This window comes from Acetobacter conturbans, assembly GCF_011516755.1.
Lineage (GTDB): Bacteria > Pseudomonadota > Alphaproteobacteria > Acetobacterales > Acetobacteraceae > Acetobacter > Acetobacter conturbans.
This window is the reverse complement of the sequence record NZ_WOSY01000001.1, coordinates 138,967-158,561: the sequence shown is the minus strand read 5'-3', so window position 1 is coordinate 158,561 and position 19,595 is coordinate 138,967. Positions and strand designations below refer to the sequence as shown.

Sequence of the window (19,595 nt, the reverse complement as noted above, 5' to 3'; positions counted from 1 at the left end):
CGATTATCTGGCATACTGCCGGTCAGGAGAGTGCGCGTCGCGGAATGTAGGGACGCCGCGGCGCAAGAGAGGAACCCGGATGCTGATTGTTTGCCCGTCCTGTGGCATCAAATATAACGTGCCTGCGTCTTACTTGTCGAAAGACAGGACGCTCAAATGCGCGAGCTGCGGCGAAAGCTGGCTCGTGCAGGCGATTCGGGAACCCGCCGTCGAGACTGCGGCTCCTCCTGTCGCTCTGAAATCCGAAGAAACATCAGTTCCCCCCGCTGCGCCTGCCGAGCCTGCGGTAACTCCCGAGCCAGCAGCGCCGTCGCCGGACCAGCCCGAGGCCGTCGCCGAAAGCCGCCCCATAGCGCCAGACCCGCAGGCCTCGTTCGCGCCGACGATCCCTGAAACACCTCCGGCAAAGGAAGATCCCGCGCCTGCGGACGTGATTGCCGCCCCGCAGCCGGAGCCAGCATCCGCGCTCCCAGTAGAGGCAGCCGAAACCCGCCCGCCCGCAGCGGTAATCACCGAAGAGCAGCCACAGGCCCAGACTCCCGCCGAACCAGCCGCAGCAGAACCCGCTGTCGCCGAACCAGTTCCGGTCTCCTCGCCGTCCATCGAAAAACCTTCAGAGCCGCTGGCCGCTCACGAGCCGGAACCTGCTGAAGCGTTTCATGAGGACGAACACCCCGAAGAGGCGGTCGTTCCTGCATCACCCACGCACCTCACACAGCCTCCTGAAGACACGGCGCACGAACCGTTCACGTCCTTTCTCGACGAAACCCCAAAGCCGATTGAAGTTCCTTTCCGGATTTCCGACGAGGACAGCGCTTTTCACGAAGCGCCTCGCGAGCCAGAACCAGCACCGACGCCTGAGCCCACCCCCGCAGTCCCTCCCGCTCCGACCCGGCGCTACGAAGCACCCGGACCGGCACAGGACGAGCACGACGAAAAACCTTTCAGCTTTCTTGATCTGCCCGGTACCATCGGTGCCGCCGACACCACCGAGATCACGCCGCAAAAGGGCGCACAGCCTCCTCACCAGCCGGAAAGCCCGGAGAGTGAGGCGCCCTCTTCCTCCTATATATGGGACGAGAAAGACCTCGACAGTCATTTCGGCCAGACCGAATGGCAGGCCGACAACGTCTCCGTGCACGAAGGTCTCGCCGGAGAGACGGAAGAGCTGGATCATCTGGACTTTGAGTCACTGCATGAATCCGAGGAGCATCTTGAAGGTGGCGCTGACGTCCCCTGGGCGCGTTCCCCGCATCATGAAGCGGATCATCAGGAAGGCAATGCCGAACCTCAAGATGTCAACGGCATCCCGGATGACAGATTTGACGAGGTCATCGGACGCATCCGCGCGACGCGCAACCGGAACCCTGAGGTGGATGCTCAGGGCACGCCCCCGCATCGCACCGGTCACGAGGACTCCGCCTTCCCACACGATACGGATCCTGACGAGGCCTCAGGCGGGCCGTGGGTGCCTGCGTGGGATCGGGCCATAGAGTCGGCGGAAACCGAACTCGACGACGGCGAGAGCGATCATGAGCCGATCTGGGCTGTCCACTCCGAAGAAAAAGCCAAGCCCACGGAGGAGGAGGCTCCGGCAACTCAGCAGGACATGCCAGCAGCACCTGTCCCCGCTATCGTGGGGGAGGAGGAAGCCGCTCGCCATGTCACCCCCGCCATCGATATTTCCAGCCGACTACGCAGCGATATCCTCAGTCGGTCCCCCTCCCGCGTGCCGGGTAAGACAGGGGCCGTCATCGAAAGCCAGCAGTTCTGGAAAAAAGCCTGGATTGCCAGCGGTGTCTGCGCCGTGATCGGGCTGGGAGCCTGCGTGCACTGGTTCAGCGCGCTCAGCCATATCTGGCCCGCTCTCAGCCTGCTCTGAGACCAAAAGACGCCCTGAAAAACGCAACGGCCATACCCGCTTCCGGCAGGTATGGCCGTTGAAAATCAGTCATAACCGGCAGGAGAAACTGCTTCTGCCTCAACGCCGTGATCCAAACCAGATCTGGTATCTTATATACCCACCTGCATAAAAGATGGTCCGTCACAAAAGCAGTCGAGGCTCTACCCAAACCCGGAAGGGACTACAGGCCTCTTAACTCTCGTCTCTATCGATAAATAGCCCGGCTTCCAAAGGTCCGCGACCTTTGGCGGAGGTGAGAGACGGAAGAGAGCAGCAGGCACCTCTTCCTGTTTGTCAGACCCAACCCGAACGCGGGCTGTTATTACATCGAGCGGGCGGCAACAGCGGAAAGTGTCGCGCCCAGCGCGGCCACCGCCATCAGCAGAATCCCATCGAAAATCAGACCGGACGGCGTCAGCAGATGCGAGCCGAACATGATCTCATGCGGAATGGCATCCGCCACATGCGCCATCACATCGTGCGCCTGCGCATCCACATGCCCGGCGCTGGATGACACGGCATTCACCACATGAGGCAGGGCTTCCCAGCCAATCCCCGCGATGAGCAGAAGCGGCGCCAGAAGCTCGGCCACCTGCTGTGCCATGTAGAACAGGAAATAGAGCACGGACCACACCCCCAGACGGGCAAGGGCCAGCCCGCCAGAGCCTCGGCCACCACCGGCGGACGGGCGGGAAGGGCGGTAGGTGTCGTCGCTGAAGCTCATGCGATGAGGTCTCTCTCTTGTCAGACGACAGGCAGACGTCGTGAACCTGCGAACCTGCCTGCTTCAAAGCTGCCGAACGGGTAACGCCTGTGTGTCCGGAAAGCAAATCCGGCCATGCCACGCGTTACCCCGGACGGCAATCCATTATTTGAGATAGACCTGCCCGTAAGAGGCAGCGCCCAGTCCCGGACAACTGCACGGCGCACCTACTGGCGAGGCAAGCGGAAGCTGGCAGGTATAGATCCCCGCCTTGCAGGTGCCCCCCAGCGGGGTGCCCGGCGGATAGGTCCCCGGAGCGATGGGCGTGCCAGCCTGCCCGGTGCAGGCAGCCAACCCGGCCGCCGCCAGACCCAGCAGAACAACTTTCGCCCGAGAACGCATGAACTGGTGAAAAGCTGATTTCTCCATAAGGATTACCTCGCAATCGGATTAAAGTCCGGAAACACAACGTCCGGTCTCAGACAGGCAGACCGTACTTTATCTTGTCGCCAGAGCAAGGCCAGCCGCATGACCGCTCGCCCAGGCCCAGTGGAAATTATACCCGCCAAGCCAGCCGGTGACATCCACCGCTTCACCAACCGCGTAAAATCCCAGTACGGAAGCCGCCATCATCGTTTGCGACGAAAGCGCGCGCGTGTCGATGCCGCCAACCGTCACCTCCGCCTTGGCATAGCCCTCTGTCCCCGATGGCAGGAAACGCCAGTTTTGGAGAGCCTCCGCCGCCGGACGCAACAGCCGGTCCGGCCAGTCCGCAGCCGCCTTGTCACCCAGCAGGCGTGGTCCGAGAACCTCCGCCAGTCGCCGAGGCAACCACTCCGAGAGGATAGACGTCGCATGAGCCTTCGGACGCGCAGTCCGCATCCCCTTGAGGAGCGCCAGTCCGTCCTGACCTGGCAACAGGTCGATCAGCACCGGCTCGCCCGCTTTCCAGTATGATGAAATCTGCAGGATGGCCGGTCCTGAAAGTCCTCGATGCGTGAAGAGCAGCGCCTCCTCGAACGCGACCTTCCCGCATCGTACCCGCACCGGCAGGGACACACCCGACAGTCCCGTCATCCACTCCAGATCGGCATCCCCCGCCTGAAACGGCACAAGACCGGGGGCAGGGGAGATAACCGGCACGCCGAACTGCCCCGCCAGACGATGCGCCAGACCCGTCGCGCCCAGCTTGGGAATGGAAAGACCGCCACACGCGATGACCAGAGACGGAGCCTCGAACACCTCGCGATCCGTCATGATCTCATAGAGATCCGGCCGCCGCACATCCTGCACTTTCTCATTCAGTCGCACTGTCACGCCCACCGCCGCGCACTCGTCGAGCAGCATGGCGAGGATCTGTCGCGCCGAGCCATCGCAGAACAGCTGACCCAGCGTTTTTTCATGCCAAGCAATCCGGTGCTTCTCAACAAGCACCAGAAAATCCATCGGCGTGTAGCGGGCCAGCGCCGAGCGGACGAAATGCCGGTTGGTCGACAGAAAACGGTCGGGCGCGACATGCCTGTTGGTGAAATTGCACCGCCCACCACCCGAGATCAGGATCTTTTTCCCCGCCTCGTCATTGTGGTCGAGCACAAGAACCCGTGCGCCCCGCTGCCCCGCGGTGAGCGCCGTCATCAGCCCCGCCGCACCCGCACCGATCACGATGGCATCGAATGTTTCCCGTCGCCTGCCGCTCACACCGTTTCCCTCCAGACAAAGAAAAAGCCGCCAGCCCAAAGGCCGACGGCTTCTAAAACCCGCTCCCGCATAAGGCGGAAAACGTTTTCCAGATCAGCGCTTGCTGAACTGGAAGGAACGGCGAGCCTTGGCCCGACCATATTTCTTACGCTCAACCTGACGGGAGTCACGGGTCAGGAACCCGGCTGCCTTCAGAATGCCGCGGAGGCCCGGCTCGTAATGCGTCAGCGCACGGCTGAGGCCGTGACGGACAGCGCCAGCCTGACCGGAAAGGCCACCGCCGACAACCGTGCAAACGACGTCGAACTGGTTGTAGCGATCCGTCACAAGGAACGGCTGCGTCAGCAGCATGCGCAGAACCGGACGGGCAAAGTAGGTGCCGATCGGACGGCCATTGACCGTGATCTCGCCACTGCCCGGCTTGATCCATACACGTGCAACGGATTCCTTACGGCGACCCGTAGCGTAGGAACGACCCTGCGCATCACGCTTTACTTCATATACAGGCGCGTCCGAAGAAGCCGTCTCCAGAGCAACGCCCTGCAGATCGGCGAGAGTGCCTGTGCGTTCAATCGTTTCAGACATAGCGATCAGACCCCACTCTTCGCAACTGCGGTGTTCTTGCGGTTCATCGCCGCGACATCAAGCTTCACCGGCTGCTGACCATCATGCGGGTGCTCGGTACCGGCATAGACGTGCAGATTGCGCATCTGGGCGCGCTGCAGCGGGCCACGCGTGATCATGCGCTCAACGGCTTTTTCGACAACATCGCCAGGATGCTTGCCGGTCAGACGCTGCGTGATCGTGCGCTGCTTGATGCCACCAGCATAACCGGTGTGGTAATGGAAAAGCTTCTGGTCAACCTTGTTGCCAGTGAGCTTGACCTTCTCCGCGTTGACGACGACGACATGGTCGCCGCAATCGACATGCGGAGTGAACTGCGGCTTGTGCTTGCCGCGAAGACGCGTCGCAATCAGTGTGGCGAGACGGCCAAGAACGAGCCCTTCGGCGTCGATCAGGATCCAGTTCTTCGTCACTTCCGCGGGCTTAAGCGAGCGGGTGGTTTTCATTGTTTATATGTCCGTCCAGAAATCTTGAGCGGTTCGGGTGGCGCCTTATGCGCAAACAGGGCCTCCGCGTCAAGCACGATCGCACACTAAAAATAACGAATTACGATTCTCCTTCTGTTTTAAAGAAACTTTCCATAGCGGTAACATAATACCGTGACATTTCAGGCCACGATCGCCCCCATTTGCAGCCCGGAGCTTTTCCTGATGCCCTTGCAGCAACATCCTGATATGGAAGGAGAACAGAAACAGACCGCAGAGTTCAGCACTGGCCATGATCCCTCAGAACACCCGCCGCACCATCGCCGCCCTGTCCACCGTCGCGGTCGTCGGACTCGGAGCCGCGGGCTGGATCTGGGTCCACCGAAAGGCCAATCACGAGCTGATCGAGGCACTTGAAGACGCTAGGGCTCACCTGCCGGCAGGCGTGGAGTTCACATGGGGAAAAGCCATCGCGCTCCCCACAACCCATGGCGCGCGGCTGACCGACGTCGTGCTGAAAGACCCGGACGGAACCGTCTCCGCCGCCATGATCGAACTGATCGGCGCGTCCGTCGGCCCCACCAGCACCACCGACGGCAATCCCCCGGATGCCTCTCTCTCCGTCGAACATAACCCCCTGCATTTCGACCATGTGCTCGCCCACACGCTGCACATCACCGGCCCGGCAGGCGAGATGCACGCAAAGAGACTCTCCCTCGACGGACTGCTCCTGCCACCTCCCGGTCAGGACCAGATTGCCGCGCTGACCATGGATCACGGCGAACTGACCGACGCGACCGTCGTCTCCGCCGACAACAGAACCTCCGCCCGCGCCGCCTCTTTCATCCTCGACCAGTACGGCCTCGGACGCCTCTCTCGCCTGACAGTCGGCAAGCTCGAACTCCAGACGGCAGATCACCCAAGCCGTGACCTGCTGGTCGGCAAGCTGGTGTCAGACGGCTCCGACCTCGCCGCCGCCATGCAGGGAGCGCTGAACGGGCAGGGGATCCTGTTTCACGAAGGCAACCAGTCCATCATGGCGCAGGACGTGAAACTGCAGGGCGAAACGGGTGGCCCCGGCAGCAGTATCGCGCCGCTGTTCGCCATCGAAACCGCCCACGCCCATATCGACACGACAGGCCAGAAGAGCCGCGTCACCGAAAGCCTGAGCCATTTCCGCGTCTGGCCCAACGGACCGCAGGGCATCCTCGTCAAATCCCTCGGCTACACTAAGTTCGCCGGCAACGTGGTTCTCAACGCACTGGTCGATTTCAGTGCCGATGTCGCCCACATCACCCAGCTCGACATCAAGGCCCCCGACTGGGGCCGCCTCGACATCGCCGCCGATCTCGTGAACCTCGCCGCCCCCACCGGACAGATGCCGCAGCCCCAGCTCGCCCATCTCGACCTGACATGGAGCGATGGCGGCCTTGTCTCCCACATCATGAACAGCGCCGCCATCAGTCAGGGCATGGACCCGGACGCCTACGTCATGCTCCTGCGTCGCTCCCTCACGCCTCCGGGCACCGCCCCCGACAGCGCCGGTGCACAACTGTCCGATTACCTCGCCAACCCGGACGCAGGCCCGCTCACCGCCATGCTCGCGCCGCCCCAGCCCCTGCCGTTGCCCGCACTCGCCACCCTTGCGCTCCTGCCCGCACACCCGGAAGTCGCAACAACGCTCGGCCTGACGGTGCAGGCCCCCTCCAAGGATCGCACGGCACCCCCTCCGGCCATGCCTGATCCCAACATGACCACCGACGAACCCGAAGACCCCTCCATCCTCGCCCCGGCCCCGCCGCCAGCACCCCCCGGAGGCAAGCAGTAGGGCTTCGCCATGAGCGAGCCCGTCCACATCATCGGAGCCAGTGGCCGCTCCGGCACCGCCCTCCGTCGTGCCCTCCTCGCACGGGGCCGCCCCGTCATCCCCGTGGTGCGCGACCGGACACGCTACGAAACCAGCCTTGCCACCGATAAAGGGTCGTCATCCGGCCCGCTCCTGCACCCACCCCGCATCGCCGACCTGACTGGCCCTTCCGCCCCGCTTGCCACGGCCCTCGCGGACGCCAAGACCATCGTCTGCACCGCCCACGCCCGTAACATTCCCGCCCTCATCCGGGCCGCACCAGAAACCGCCCGGCTCGTCTGCCTCGGGAGCACACGTAAATTCACCCACTGGCCCGATAGCCACGGCAATGGCGTTCTTCACGGCGAACAGGCCCTGCTCGCCTCGGGACGCAACGGGGTCATCCTGCACCCAACCATGATCTATGGCGCGCAGGGGGAGAACAACGTCCAGCGCCTCGCCGCACTCCTGCGCCGCCTGCCACTGATCCCGCTTCCCGGAGGCGGCACCTCGCTGGTGCAGCCCATCCATCAGAATGATGTCACCGCCAGCATCATCGCCGCCCTCGACCACGACTGGAACGGCCCGCACAGCCTCGTCATCGCCGGAGCCACTCCCGTCACATACCGGGATTTCGTCCTGCTCGTGGCCCGCGCAGCAGGCCTTGCGCCCCGCCCGGTAATTCCCGTTCCTGCACGCGCGCTGATCGCCGCCGCTTCCGTCCTGCGGCACGTCCCCGGTTTCCCCGCCATCGGACCCGATGAAATCCGCCGTCTTCTCGAGGACAAGAACTTCGATATCATTCCCATGATTGAAACGCTCGGCGTCAAGCCGCGTTCGCTGCTGATCGGGCTGGGCCAGCTGTTTTCAGCAGATACGAAAAATGCCTCTCCATCAAAGACATAACAGACCGACCAGCAGGGACTCTTCATGACTTTCTCTTCCGACCCGGCATCCACGGCGTCCTGCCTCCCGCAGACCGAAGCGGACCTCTCCGCGCCGCTACCCACCCGCCGGACCCGCTTCCAGTACTGGGCACAGGGTGCGCTCGCCCTCGCTATCGCAGCCCTTGCCATCTTCACGCTGGGTCGCTTCCGCCTGTCCCTGATCTGGGGCGGCGTGCTCGCCATCGTCTGCTGGCCCATCATGCAGTGGCTCGCCGGCAAATGGTCCCCGAAACACGCAGCCCTGATCCTGCCGGGAACCATCGTCGCCGGGATCGCAATGATCTTCGTCATCCCCTCCGCCTTTCTCATCGGCGCCGCCGCGAGTGAAGCTCAGGACGGTGCGAAATGGCTCCGGGAAGCCGGAGAAACAGGCATCCCCGAACCGGCATGGCTGTCGCGACTGCCGTGGGGAAAAGCGCAGATCGAAAACTGGTGGCAGGCCAACCTTTCCAATCCGAACGGCATGGAAGCCCTCGTCCACAAGCTGCGCCCGGAAGAAGCCCTCACCACCGTCGAGCATGTCGGACACGGCGTGGCCAACACCGTGGTCATCCTCTGCTTTGCCCTGCTGATCCTGTTCTTCCTCCTCCGCAGCGGCAACGAAGTCATCGACCGCCTCAACCTGCTGACCGAGCGCCTGTTCGGACCGCGCGGCCGCATGGCCCAGCATCAGGTCGTCGGCGCAGTGCGCGGCGCCATGGCCGGCCTCGTGCTGGTCGGACTGGGGGAGGGCGCCCTTCTGGGTGTCGCCTACCTGATCGCCGGAGCCCCCCAGCCGCTGCTCCTCACCCTCTTCACCGCACTCGCTTCCATGATCCCGATGGTCGGCGGTTTCGCCGTCGTGCTCTGCGCCCTGCTCATCATGATCAAAGGCAGCCTCGGCGCAGGGATCGCCGTCGCCACCTTCGGCCTCATCATCATGTTCCTGGCCGATCACTTCATCCGGCCCGTCCTCATCGGCGGCTCCATCCGCCTGCCATTCGTCTGGGTGCTGCTCGGCATCCTCGGCGGGCTGGAATCATGGGGCCTGTGCGGCCTGTTCGTCGGCCCCGTGCTGATGGCGCTCGCCCACCAGATCTGGCGTCTGGGCTCAGGCCGCGCCGCTGGCGTGATGGAACTCACCCAGATCAGGAAACCCTGATCATATAAACACCTCTGCCGGACAAGCGGGGCGACCGGCCCCGCTCTTCCTGCCACCCCTCCTGCGCCTTGCCCACAGACCAGACAGGCCAGAACGGCAGCAAGCCCAATCAGCCCGGACATTTCCTCCCAACATCCGCCAGCCTCTCGGCACGTGCGCGCCGAAGCGCAGTCATCAGGTCCGCTTCCCGCCCCGCAGGAGAACGCAACATCGACGTTCCTCGCTGGGCACCGCAAACAATCCGCCCCCAGACATTGAAGGTGCTGATGCGAGGCCGCGATACCTGCCCGAACCTTGCCGCCGCAACCGAGCAGCCCGTGCCGCGTTCTTCACAACAAGACCGTCAACCGCACGCATGGTCGCGCACGCATGGTCGGCACGGCGACTTGCAGAACGGGAGGCTACGCAGCGAGTGACAGACTCAGACGCCGTCGCTCAGTCACGCGACATCGCCACATTCCGCCGTGCTCTGACCCATCTGGCCGCGTCTGAAGGTCCGTCGTCGTCTGTCAGTGACGAAAGCCTCTTCCCTTCCAGCCTCCTCCAGCATCTCACTGAACTGGGCGCACTGACCGCACCACTCCCCGTCGAAGATGGCGGCCTCGGTCTCTGCTCCCACCCCTACGGCCTGATGGAAATGCTGCGCCTCACGGGTTGCCTGAGCCTCTCCATGGGCCGCTGTCTGGAAGGGCATGTGAACGTCCTCCGGCTGGTCGCGCTTTACGGAGCACACCCGCAACGCACCCTGCTTGCCTCAGCTGTGAAACGCGGCACGCTGGCAGGCATCTGGGTGACAGACGGCAACACACCCGTAACGATCACCCCCACCAATACGGGATATCGCCTGACAGGAAAAAAAGGTTTTTCCAGCGCCGTCCATGAAGTCGGACTCGCCCTGATCACCGCCCGCACGGCTCAGGATCAGACGATCATGGCCCTCGTCCCCACGAACGACCCTGTCAGAATCACCGCCGGACCGGGAAAGCTGACAGGCATGACAGCCAGCGGCACCGGGGCGTACGACTTCACCGGTCTTGTCATCCACCCCGAAAACATCGTGGGCCAGTCAGGCGATTACCTCCGGCAACCCGAATTTTCCGCCGGAGCATGGCGCGGTTCCGCCGTGGCGCTCGGCGGAATGGATCGCCTCACAGATCTCATGCTTACCGAACTCCGCAACAGGAAACGCGACGACAACCTCCACCAGCAGGTCCGCATCGGAAACGCCCTCATCCTGCGTGAAACTGCCTCCATGTGGGTCTGTCGGGCCGCCCGAGCTGTCTGCTCAACCCACCTCTCTCCCGGTGATATCGCCGCCATCGTCAATCTCGCCCGCATCGCCGTGGAACAGGCTGCACTGGAACTGATCCCCCTTGTCCAGCGCGGTCTGGGACTTTCGGCCTTCGTGCGCGGGCAGGCGGTTGAACAGGTTATGCGCGACCTCGCCACCTACCTGCGCCAGCCCGCACCCGATGAAACGCTGACAGAAGCAGCGCACTGGTTCACCGACCACCCCTGGCCGGAGGATGAGACATGAAAATCAGCGATGTTCTCGAAGCGTTCAGAAATTTCCCCCTGCGTGACCTGGATGATATCGCCCCCGGCACGACCCTGATCGCAGCCCCCCATCCCGACGATGAAAGCCTCGGCTGCGGGGGCTTCATCGCCGAAGCCGTGCAGCGCGGCCGTCCCCCCGTGGTCGTCATCGTCTCGGACGGCTCAGGCTCGCACCCGCGATCGCGCACATGGCCACCCCAGCGCCTCGCCCGACAGCGCCAGCACGAAGCCCGCGAAGCCATGGCCCGACTGAAACTTCCACCAGAACGCCTCAAATTCCTCGGCCTGCGCGATACTGCCGTGCCAACGACAGGACCGGCCTTCAGTGATGCAGTGGAAAAACTTTCCATCCTCATCAGGGATTATAACTGCACTAATGTTCTGGTCTCATGGCGGCACGATCCCCATTGCGACCATGAAGCCGTCTGGCTGATGGGGCAGGCACTGAAATCCCGGCACCCCAATCTGAAAATCCTCGCCTATCCCGTGTGGGGGCTGACCCTGCCGCCAGACACCGACATCGAGGAACCACCCCCTCAAGGAGCGCGGCTTGATATCACCAGCCACCTCGCCGCGAAACGCGCTGCGGTGAACGCCCATCACAGCCAGAGAGGACTCATGATCCATGACGATCCGACAGGGTTCGTGCTGCCAGAAGATCTTCTGAACAAGATCCTCCTGCCTTATGAAATCTTCATAGCGTCATGAGCGGGAAAACATGGACCCCGGAGGTCTTCGAAACCCTGTTCCAGACGACAGCAGATCCGTGGAACTTCGAAGACAGCCCCTACGAACACCAGAAACGCGCGCGCCTGCTGGCCTGCATGCCGCCTCATCCCATCCGCTTCGCCGTGGAACTGGGATGCGCCATCGGCGTCACGACGCAGGCGCTGTCCCCCCTCTGCACCCGCCTCCTTGCCGTCGATGCGTCCCCCACAGCCCTCACGATGGCCGGACGTCGCTGCGCGGACCTGCCAAACATCACGTTTGTCGAAGCGTTCCTGCCGGAACATTACCCCACATCCACCGCCACTGGCTGCGATCTGATGATCATTTCGGAACTGCTCTATTTTCTGGCGCCTCACGATATCCGCTGCCTCGCTCACAAAGCCATGCAAAGCCTGCCTCCGAACGGGACCATCCTTCTCGTAAACTGGACCGGCCCGACCGACACGCCCTGCACCGGCGAACAGGCGGCGAACCTGTTCAGTCAGAACTGCCGTGAAAATCACTGGAAAGTGGATCATACGGAACAGTCTGCATCCTATCGCATCGATCGCCTGATCCGCGTCCTGCCGTAACAGGCGTTTCACCAACACGCTGTTTCAGAAAATCGAGAACACGCTGCGCCCGCCGGTGGTGCAACGGCAACGATTGTCGCGGGATACGCACCGGCGCATCGGGCAGGGCAGGGAGCACCGGCCTCCCCGTAACACCCTTTCGTTGCCTGCCGGCAGCACGCCGAATGCGCAGAAGGCGCGTGGAGACCGCCTCAAGCACATCGTCCACATACTCATCCTGCCTGAGAATGCGCCGGGCGATCGTCTCAGCCATGCCGCCAGCCGCCCGACCAACCAGCCGCGCCGAAACATACACCTTCACCTCGGGCGCATGACGCACAGGAAGTTCTGCCAGACGCAACGCCGTGTAAAACGCCCGGTCTTCACCGGACGCCACGAACGGAATCCCGCCAACCCGCGCCCACGCCTCATAGGTGACGGCAATGCTGGCCCCTGAATGTTCCGTGTGGCGTGGCCAGGGATCATGCGGATCAGGATCGATCAGGCTCCCGATCTGATCCAGCAAAGCGCCATAGACCTGCTCCGCCGCCTCATCTTCATGCAGATGAGGCGGGATCTTCCCAGCCTCACCGGGCAGGAGAAGCGCCCGGCCGAAAACAGCAGCCACGTCGTAACGGGTAAACGCCTCCAGCGTGCAGCGCATCCAGTCCCGAGCAACCTCGCCATCCGCGTCCGTCGTGAACAGCAACGCATCGTGCGGGGCATGACGGGCCGCATGTGCCATCGCGTCATGCCGGGCACGACCCGCATGAGCAGAGGCCGGAGCATACCTCACCTCCACAATCTCCAGCAGGAAAGGCAATTCTCCCCGGACTGCAGAAGCCCGTTCAACAGTGGAATCGTCAGTATTATTGATCCAAACAACAACTTTGTCTGGTCTGTATTTCCCCTGATCCGCCAGAGCAAGAAGACATGGCACGATATGCTCTTCTTCATTGCAGGCCGGAATGGCAACAATCCGGGGCCGATGGAAAAATGACGATGAAACAAGGTCTTCAACTGCCCGATCGCAGCTCTGTACGCGAGAACTCTTCAAAAACATCCTGTCGGGTCCCTGCGCAGCACATGGTCAGATCATGATAACGCCGCGAAAGGTGAGGAGTTCTTGCATTCTGAAAGAACAAATGACCGTTTTTCGCCAGTCATCTTCACAGAAGACCGGTCACCGTCTTTCCTGTCGGGAAAGGGAAGAGCACCTCGAACCGAGGAACTCCCCCTTCACCAAAAAACCTCAAACCGGACTCATCAGGTATTGTGAGGATCAATACTCTGAAAACCATACGTTTCATAACGTGTTTTCAGAACTCCATCAGCAATATCCACCACCATGAACCCTTCCGGCGTCCCATAGCGCGTGCCGTGCCACCAGTTGCCGCTGACCGCACCACAGGTGATGTAAGGCACCCCATGCCAGTCAATCCGCTCCACGATGTGCGTGTGCCCCTGTAACACGCCAATGATATTGTAACTGTCGAACAGCGGCAGAACGTCATACGCATTGGCAACGCTTATGACATGATGTTTCGGCGGCACGGCCTGCGGGGCGGCATAATCCCCCACCGCCGTCACAAGCGGAATGTGCGTGACAACAAGGATCGGCATGCCCGCCGGTTGCGCCGCGAGATCCTTCGCCAGCCAGCCAATCTGAACCGCGTCGATCCGCCCCTCATACCCACGATCTTCCGTGATCCCGATCGAGTCCAGAACCACGATATGCACGCCCTTGTGGTCGAATGAGTAATAAAGTTGGCCGAAATTGTCCTCGAAATATTTTTTCCCATAAAGAGGGTCCGTCGGCTGCGCCCCACTTTTCGTATAGACGCCGAAACAGTCATGGTTGCCGATCGTATGATGCACCGGCAGAGTCAGATCGTCGGCGGTCCGCTTATACAGGCCCATCAGCATCGAAGCACGCCCGGCATTCACCCCCAGTGCATCGAAAACATGATCGCCCCCCTGAATCGCAAAATCAGCCGGGATCGCACGCGCCTTGACGAACGCCATGTGACAGCCGCTCCGCGCATTCAGTTCAGGCTGGAGATGCGTGTCGGTGATGAACAGGAAAGTGAACGGCTCATGCGCCAGCATCGGAGGCCGGTTCGGCACCCCCGCCCGCGCACCCGTGGCTCCGGTCAGCGCCAGACCCGCTGTCAGAGAAAGAAAAGCGCGCCGGTTGATCTGCAACATGCCGTGTTCCCTGTCCGGTGAAGTTTGCGGACTCACAAGGCAATGTGCGCAAAATCCCGCGCCCGTTCAATGATGTCACAAAGGGTTCATCTTTCCTGAACCCTCACGACCTCCACTGCCTATCCCGTCGCACAGAGCATCACGCCACGGACGACGTCCCGGCCGCTTTTCTGTCCTCGGCAACCCGACCCATGAACGCACGCAGGAAAGGCAGAACCCGCTCCGGCGCGTCTTCCAGCAGCGTATGCGCGCCAAACGGCAGATTGAGCAGACGCCCCCCCCGTCACCTGAGCGGTCAGATCATAGCCCTGCTGACGGGAAACAAGAGTGTCATCGTCGCCATGCACAACCAGAAGCGGGCACCGAATGCCCCGCACGGAAGAGCCGGGATAGGCATCCGGACCATGACCCAGCCACATCGCGGTCGCCGCCCCGAACAGCCGTCCAAAATCAGGAGCCGGATTTTCCACATTGTAAGTGGCGATGTCCGCGCCAAACATGCCCCGCTACTGCGCAAGCGGAAGGCTTCGGTAAAGCTTCCGGGCCCGATCATCCTCGGGGAGCTGCCAGTGCGCCCCGACTGCAACCACAAACTCCGGCTGCACCGCCAGAGAAGCAGCCAGACGCAGGGTGACAATGCCTCCGTCGCTATGCCCGATAATCCCGGTAAGCAGTCCCAGAGACGCAAGAACCGCCGCGCAATCATCCTGAAGCTGACGATATGTCAGGGGAGTCGTCCCGATCGCAGATCGTCCATGCCCCCGCGTATCAAACGCGATCAGTCGGTAATCGGCACCAGATGGCGCGCAAGGGGGATGAAATCGCGCCGATTGCGTAACCCTCCGTGCAGCAGCACAATCGGGGAGCCATCCGGATTGCCCGCCTCGGCAACGAACAGGCCCGTATCGCCCACGGACACCAGCTTTCCGGTCTCAAACAGTTCCTCTTTCCGCACGTGATCTCTCCACCGATAGCAGGTCCATCACACGTCCGGGTCTGCTGCCCAGCGCGGCACAGTTACTCCATCCGGATTACTCTTCCAGAAACAGGATGTCTGTTTTGTATGCTGTTGTTATGCAGCTGATCTGCCTGATGACAGTATTCGTAACGTAATTTCTTTTAATGTAACAGATGTCGCTCCGTTTATTTTCCATAAACCGTGGAAACCTAGTGTCCCTGCAAAGATACGCAGTGCAGGATTAAGAAAATGCTGGCTGATGATCACGCCCCTTTCTGGTGCGGAATGACGCAGGCTAATCAGTTCTACTCATCAGAGGCACAGGCCGGACGGCCTGCGGTCCTTCTCGTCACCGGCAATCTTCCTTCTGCCGCCAGTGCGTCACTGATGGAGGCGTTCTCGGAAGCACAGGAACGCTTTTCCCGTCACGATACCGACATCCTGCTGCTCGTCGGTGCCCACAGCCCCTGCGTCCTGGAGTTTCTCGCTCTCCGAATGCCCGGGATAACCATAGTCTTCTGCCCTGATCTCTCTTCTTTCCCGGCTCAGGACACCACCCCGGCCATCCTTGTCGTTGACCGGCGGCAGACCGTGATCGCCGTCATTGATCCTCATCAGCCGTCTGAAAGCGTGTCCGAAGCCGAAAAAACTGTGGCCGGCCTGCTCCGCGAGCCCGCACGCGACATTCTGCTGCCCGCGCCCCTTCTACCCATCCCTGGGATCTTCACTCACGATTTCTGCCGTTTCCTCATCGAAGAGTTCGAACGCTCCTCCCACCGGACGGGCGGCATGGCCAGCACCGGACCAGACGGCAAACCCATTCACCGGATTGATGAAAGCAAGAAAAAACGCAACGATTTCGTCATCCCCGCTGCAAGCGATCTTGCTGCTGCCGTCACCAGCGCCCTGATCGCCCGCTGCATCCCCGAGATGAAAAAAGCCTTTCAGTTCGAGGCCCGTTACGCGGACAGGCTCCTGATCGCCCGTTACGACGATACGGGCGGATATTTCCGTCGCCACAGGGACAATAATGCAGCCGCCACAGCCTTCCGTCAGTTCGCCCTGTCCATCAATCTCAATACCGAAGAATTCGAAGGCGGATTTCTGGAGTTCCCTGAATATAACGATCATCGTTACAGGCCAGAGACCGGTGCCGGGTTGATTTTTTCCGCATCGCTCCTGCACGAAGCCACCCCCGTGACCCGCGGACGCCGCTACTGCCTCCTGACGTTTTTTCAGGGAGAAACAATGCCCGTGCAGGACAGCAACGCGGCCTGAGAGGAAGACGGGGGCTGCCTACACGCACGCCACCCGATCTCTTTCAGGAAATACCTATTTCAGAACAGAAGGATTACCCTGTGGCGCATTACCCATTTCATAAAACCGGAAAACCGTGGCCGCGCAATCAATGGTACGTCGCCGCATGGTCACACGAAATCGAAACAACCCCGCTCCAGCGAAAACTTCTCGGCCACACCATCATCCTGCGCCGCCTGCGTAACGGACACATCTCCGCCGTCTCCGCGCTGTGCCCGCATCGTCGCATGCCGCTCGCTTCCGCCTGCATCGACGAAAACGACCAGATCGTCTGCCCCTATCATGGCGCGACATTTAGCGGAGCAGGCCACTGTACCAGCCTGCCATTTCAGAAACATGTCCCCGATACAATGCATCTGACAGCTTTCGCCACAGCGGAAACCGCACCCTTCATCTGGATATGGGAAGGCAACGCCTCGGAAGCGGACATGAGCCTGCTTCCCGATATCAAACCGCTGAAACTGAGCGCAGAAAGCACCCTCATCTTCGGCTTCGGTTATCGCCACGTTCGCGCGCGCGCGCAGATCATCCTCGAAAATCTTTTCGATGAATCCCACATCAGCTTTACCCATACCCATTCACTGGGAACCCGCTGCGCGTCCGATCGTAACCCGGCCGATCTCGCGATTACCGATCAGCCGGACTATCTCGCCTTTCGTCACGCATCTCCCTGCCGCCAGACGGAAGACGGCATGCTCAGCCTGTTTCCTTCTCTGGGACAATTCATGCAGGTCGAATATCGCTCGGAACTCTATGGCGTTTCCCTGATCAACACCGTCGGGACCGAAACATTTTCCTGTAGGGAAGACGGTACGCACGTAGCCCTGAGCGGCTGCATGAATTTCCTGCACGGCATCACGCCGGAAACAGAAACGACAACGCATTACTTCATTGCCGCAACAAGGGATTTCGCGACCGATAGCAAGGAATACACAGATATCCTCGCCGAGCGGAACTTCCTCGTAATTGATGAGGATATCCGCGTTCTCGAAGCCATAGAGCCACATCTCGAAGAAGCCGAAACACAGCCCGAACCTAATTTCACAACAGACGCCGCCGGAATCAGGGTTCGCCGCCGCATCGAAACCTTGCTGGAAGACGCCTGAACCGGACCGGAACGCGGGAGCAGGGCAGGGACTACTACAACCCCGCCCCGCAAGCCCGGATTCAGTTCATTCCCGGACGCACAACCATGTTGTCGATCAGGCGTGTCGCGCCCACGCGCACAGCAAGAGACACCAGCGCCTCGTCCCCGATCCACTCCAGTTCATTCAGTTCCAGCGGATCGGCCACGCTCACATAATCCACGGCAAACGCAGGCTCCCGTGCGAGAACACTCCGCACCACCTCACGCACCACAGACGCATCCCGCTCACCCGCAGCCACGCGCGCCTGCGCCGCCCGCAAACTCTCATGCAGCAAAACCGCGCGTTCCCGCTCTTCCGCGCCGAGATAGGAGTTGCGACTGGACAAAGCCAGCCCGCTCTCGCTTCTGACCGTGTCGCAGACCATCACCTCAAGCGGCATGTTCAGATCCGTGACCAGACGCCGGATCACCGCACACTGCTGGCCGTCCTTCTGGCCAAAATAGGCCCGCGTGGGCTGCACGATATTGAACAGCTTCGTCACCACCGTCGCCACACCGGAAAAATGCCCCGGACGGACTGCGCCCTCCAGAGGTCTGGCGACAGGACCAACATCAATGCTCGTCGCAAAACCCGGCGGATACATCTCGGCCGCCTGTGGCGTGAACACAAAGGCTGCTCCCGCACCGCGCAACAGATCCAGATCCCGCTCAAGCGCGCGCGGATAACGGTCGAGATCCTCACCCGGCGCAAACTGGGTCGGATTGATGAAGATGCTGACAGCAACAGCACCACATTCCGTTTTCGCCCGCCGGACAAGACTCAGATGACCTTCATGCAGAAAGCCCATCGTCGGTACGAAACCAAGTGTCGCGCCAACGGCAGCGCGGGCCTCCCGTACAGCAGCGATCGAAGACAGCACCTGCATCATCCGTTCTCCTGACCGGAAGCCACAGCAGCCAGCGCCGCCTGCAACTCCGCCGCGTCCATCGTCGCGCTCTGTGCCTCCGTCGGAAAGGCGCCCGACTTCACATCGTCCACATAAGAGCGCAACGCCTGCTCCATGATCGCCCCAACCTGCGCATACTGTTTCGCATGACGCGGCGGACGGCCCTCAAACAACCCCAGCAGATCGTGCCAGACCTGCACCTGCCCATCACACCCGACGCCAGCACCAATCCCGATCACCGGAATCCCGACACGCCGGGAAATGGCCTCCGCCAGCGGGGCAGGCACAACCTCCAGCACCAGCGCGAACGCGCCGGCAGCCTCAAGAGCCAGCGCATCCTCCAGCAGCTTGCGGGCTTCAGCCGCACCTCGCGCCTGAACACGTAAGCCGATCTGGTGTTGCGACTGTGGCGTCAGGCCGAGATGCCCCATGACCGGCACCCCCTGTTCAACCAGACGACGCACCTGCGGCACGATCGACTCACCACCCTCAAGCTTCAGGGCCTGAACGCCCGTGTTCTGCATCAGGCGGCGCGCGGAACCGATGGCGTCTTCCACCGTCGCATAACTCAGGAAGGGCAGGTCCGCCACGACCAGCGCCTGCCTGCTCACCCGCATGACAGCACCGGCATGACGCTCCATGTCGTCCACCGTCACCGGCAGCGTCGTGTCATGCCCAAGCATGACCATCCCGAGAGAGTCACCAACCAGCAAAATCGGAACGCCTGCGCGTTCCGCGATGAGCGTCGAGGCGCAGTCATAGACGGTGACCATGGCAATCCGCTCGCCAGCCCGTTTCATCTTCTGCACATCGGCAACCGTCGTCCGCACATCCGTCTCCTTTACAGGGTGCGCCCAGCGCACGTGACGCCGTTGTGCCTCACTCCCGCCGGAAGACCAAGAGACCTCCGCTTCATGTGACGGTGATATATAAGAGAGAGGACGCCTCCGACCT

Annotated in this window: 22 protein-coding genes; 9 read left to right on the top strand and 13 right to left on the bottom strand. The window is 61.7% G+C overall.

The features are described 5' to 3' along the window. The first annotated feature begins 79 nt into the window (after positions 1–79). On the top strand, positions 80–1,882 hold the full coding sequence (locus GOB81_RS00685; RefSeq protein WP_173568451.1) for a zinc-ribbon domain-containing protein: 1,803 nt from the start codon (positions 80–82) through the stop codon (positions 1,880–1,882). A gap of 343 nt (positions 1,883–2,225) precedes the next feature. On the opposite strand, the gene GOB81_RS00680 is transcribed toward GOB81_RS00685, so the two are convergent. The 6 genes from GOB81_RS00680 to GOB81_RS00655 form a co-directional block, all read right to left on the bottom strand. Continuing rightward, entirely contained in the window at positions 2,226–2,627 is a 402-nt protein-coding gene (locus GOB81_RS00680; protein WP_173568450.1) for a hypothetical protein, read from the bottom strand. Positions 2,628–2,771: 144 nt separating this feature from the next. Then, positions 2,772–3,035: a hypothetical protein gene (locus GOB81_RS00675; RefSeq protein ID WP_242009958.1), complete on the bottom strand. Its 264-nt coding sequence runs from the start codon at positions 3,033–3,035 to the stop codon at positions 2,772–2,774. 69 nt (positions 3,036–3,104) lie between these two features. Next, complete coding sequence (locus GOB81_RS00670; protein WP_173568449.1) at positions 3,105–4,304, bottom strand: aminoacetone oxidase family FAD-binding enzyme; 1,200 nt, start codon at positions 4,302–4,304, stop codon at positions 3,105–3,107. Between the two features lie 93 nt (positions 4,305–4,397). Beyond that, the gene (gene rpsI, locus GOB81_RS00665) at positions 4,398–4,889 is read right to left on the bottom strand and encodes a 30S ribosomal protein S9 (protein ID WP_173568448.1); all 492 of its coding nucleotides are present in this window, start codon (positions 4,887–4,889) and stop codon (positions 4,398–4,400) included. Positions 4,890–4,894: 5 nt separating this feature from the next. Further along, complete coding sequence (gene rplM, locus GOB81_RS00660; RefSeq protein ID WP_173568447.1) at positions 4,895–5,374, bottom strand: 50S ribosomal protein L13; 480 nt, start codon at positions 5,372–5,374, stop codon at positions 4,895–4,897. A 69-nt stretch (positions 5,375–5,443) separates the two neighbouring features. Beyond that, on the bottom strand, positions 5,444–5,647 hold the full coding sequence (locus tag GOB81_RS00655; RefSeq protein WP_173568446.1) for a hypothetical protein: 204 nt from the start codon (positions 5,645–5,647) through the stop codon (positions 5,444–5,446). Here GOB81_RS00655 and GOB81_RS00650 point away from each other — a divergent pair. From GOB81_RS00650 to GOB81_RS00625, 6 genes are all read left to right on the top strand, one after another. Then, entirely contained in the window at positions 5,646–7,181 is a 1,536-nt protein-coding gene (locus tag GOB81_RS00650; protein ID WP_173568445.1) for a 3-demethylubiquinone-9 3-methyltransferase, read from the top strand. The two genes, GOB81_RS00655 and GOB81_RS00650, sit on opposite strands and share 2 nt — an antisense overlap. 9 nt (positions 7,182–7,190) lie before the next feature. Beyond that, entirely contained in the window at positions 7,191–8,105 is a 915-nt protein-coding gene (locus tag GOB81_RS00645) for an SDR family oxidoreductase (RefSeq protein WP_173568444.1), read from the top strand. Positions 8,106–8,129: 24 nt separating this feature from the next. Continuing rightward, positions 8,130–9,287 (top strand): AI-2E family transporter, encoded by a 1,158-nt coding sequence (locus GOB81_RS00640; RefSeq protein ID WP_173568443.1) that lies wholly within the window; start codon positions 8,130–8,132, stop codon positions 9,285–9,287. Between the two features lie 412 nt (positions 9,288–9,699). After that, positions 9,700–10,824 (top strand): acyl-CoA dehydrogenase, encoded by a 1,125-nt coding sequence (locus GOB81_RS00635; protein ID WP_408736886.1) that lies wholly within the window; start codon positions 9,700–9,702, stop codon positions 10,822–10,824. Further along, entirely contained in the window at positions 10,821–11,552 is a 732-nt protein-coding gene (locus GOB81_RS00630; RefSeq protein WP_173568442.1) for a PIG-L deacetylase family protein, read from the top strand. Before GOB81_RS00635 ends, GOB81_RS00630 begins: the two co-directional genes overlap by 4 nt. Beyond that, positions 11,549–12,145 carry a class I SAM-dependent DNA methyltransferase gene (locus tag GOB81_RS00625; protein ID WP_173568441.1) on the top strand — a complete coding sequence of 199 codons (597 nt, stop codon included), beginning with the start codon at positions 11,549–11,551 and terminating at the stop codon, positions 12,143–12,145. The genes GOB81_RS00630 and GOB81_RS00625 overlap by 4 nt, the downstream gene beginning before the upstream one ends. Here GOB81_RS00625 and GOB81_RS00620 read toward each other — a convergent pair. The 5 genes from GOB81_RS00620 to GOB81_RS17595 form a co-directional block, all read right to left on the bottom strand. Then, positions 12,051–13,187 carry a glycosyltransferase gene (locus GOB81_RS00620; protein WP_173568440.1) on the bottom strand — a complete coding sequence of 379 codons (1,137 nt, stop codon included), beginning with the start codon at positions 13,185–13,187 and terminating at the stop codon, positions 12,051–12,053. The genes GOB81_RS00625 and GOB81_RS00620 overlap by 95 nt on opposite strands. 203 nt (positions 13,188–13,390) lie before the next feature. Next, the gene (locus tag GOB81_RS00615; protein ID WP_173568439.1) at positions 13,391–14,332 is read right to left on the bottom strand and encodes a metallophosphoesterase family protein; all 942 of its coding nucleotides are present in this window, start codon (positions 14,330–14,332) and stop codon (positions 13,391–13,393) included. A gap of 119 nt (positions 14,333–14,451) precedes the next feature. Further along, positions 14,452–14,832 carry a hypothetical protein gene (locus GOB81_RS17605; protein ID WP_242009957.1) on the bottom strand — a complete coding sequence of 127 codons (381 nt, stop codon included), beginning with the start codon at positions 14,830–14,832 and terminating at the stop codon, positions 14,452–14,454. 6 nt (positions 14,833–14,838) lie between these two features. Next, the gene (locus GOB81_RS17600) at positions 14,839–15,111 is read right to left on the bottom strand and encodes an alpha/beta fold hydrolase (protein WP_338421290.1); all 273 of its coding nucleotides are present in this window, start codon (positions 15,109–15,111) and stop codon (positions 14,839–14,841) included. After that, positions 15,111–15,287 (bottom strand): alpha/beta fold hydrolase, encoded by a 177-nt coding sequence (locus GOB81_RS17595; protein ID WP_242009956.1) that lies wholly within the window; start codon positions 15,285–15,287, stop codon positions 15,111–15,113. Before GOB81_RS17595 ends, GOB81_RS17600 begins: the two co-directional genes overlap by 1 nt. A 252-nt stretch (positions 15,288–15,539) precedes the next feature. Here GOB81_RS17595 and GOB81_RS00605 point away from each other — a divergent pair, with 252 nt between their 5' ends. Further along, positions 15,540–16,568, top strand: coding sequence for a 2OG-Fe(II) oxygenase family protein (locus GOB81_RS00605; RefSeq protein ID WP_173568438.1), 1,029 nt, complete (start codon positions 15,540–15,542; stop codon positions 16,566–16,568). Between the two features lie 80 nt (positions 16,569–16,648). Continuing rightward, positions 16,649–17,713: a Rieske 2Fe-2S domain-containing protein gene (locus GOB81_RS00600; protein WP_173568437.1), complete on the top strand. Its 1,065-nt coding sequence runs from the start codon at positions 16,649–16,651 to the stop codon at positions 17,711–17,713. A gap of 61 nt (positions 17,714–17,774) precedes the next feature. Here GOB81_RS00600 and panC read toward each other — a convergent pair whose 3' ends face one another. Together panC and panB are read right to left on the bottom strand one after the other, a co-directional pair. Then, positions 17,775–18,623 carry a pantoate--beta-alanine ligase gene (gene panC, locus GOB81_RS00595; protein WP_242009955.1) on the bottom strand — a complete coding sequence of 283 codons (849 nt, stop codon included), beginning with the start codon at positions 18,621–18,623 and terminating at the stop codon, positions 17,775–17,777. After that, entirely contained in the window at positions 18,620–19,471 is an 852-nt protein-coding gene (gene panB, locus GOB81_RS00590) for a 3-methyl-2-oxobutanoate hydroxymethyltransferase (RefSeq protein ID WP_173568436.1), read from the bottom strand. The genes panC and panB overlap by 4 nt, the downstream gene beginning before the upstream one ends. Between the last annotated feature and the right edge of the window lie 124 nt (positions 19,472–19,595).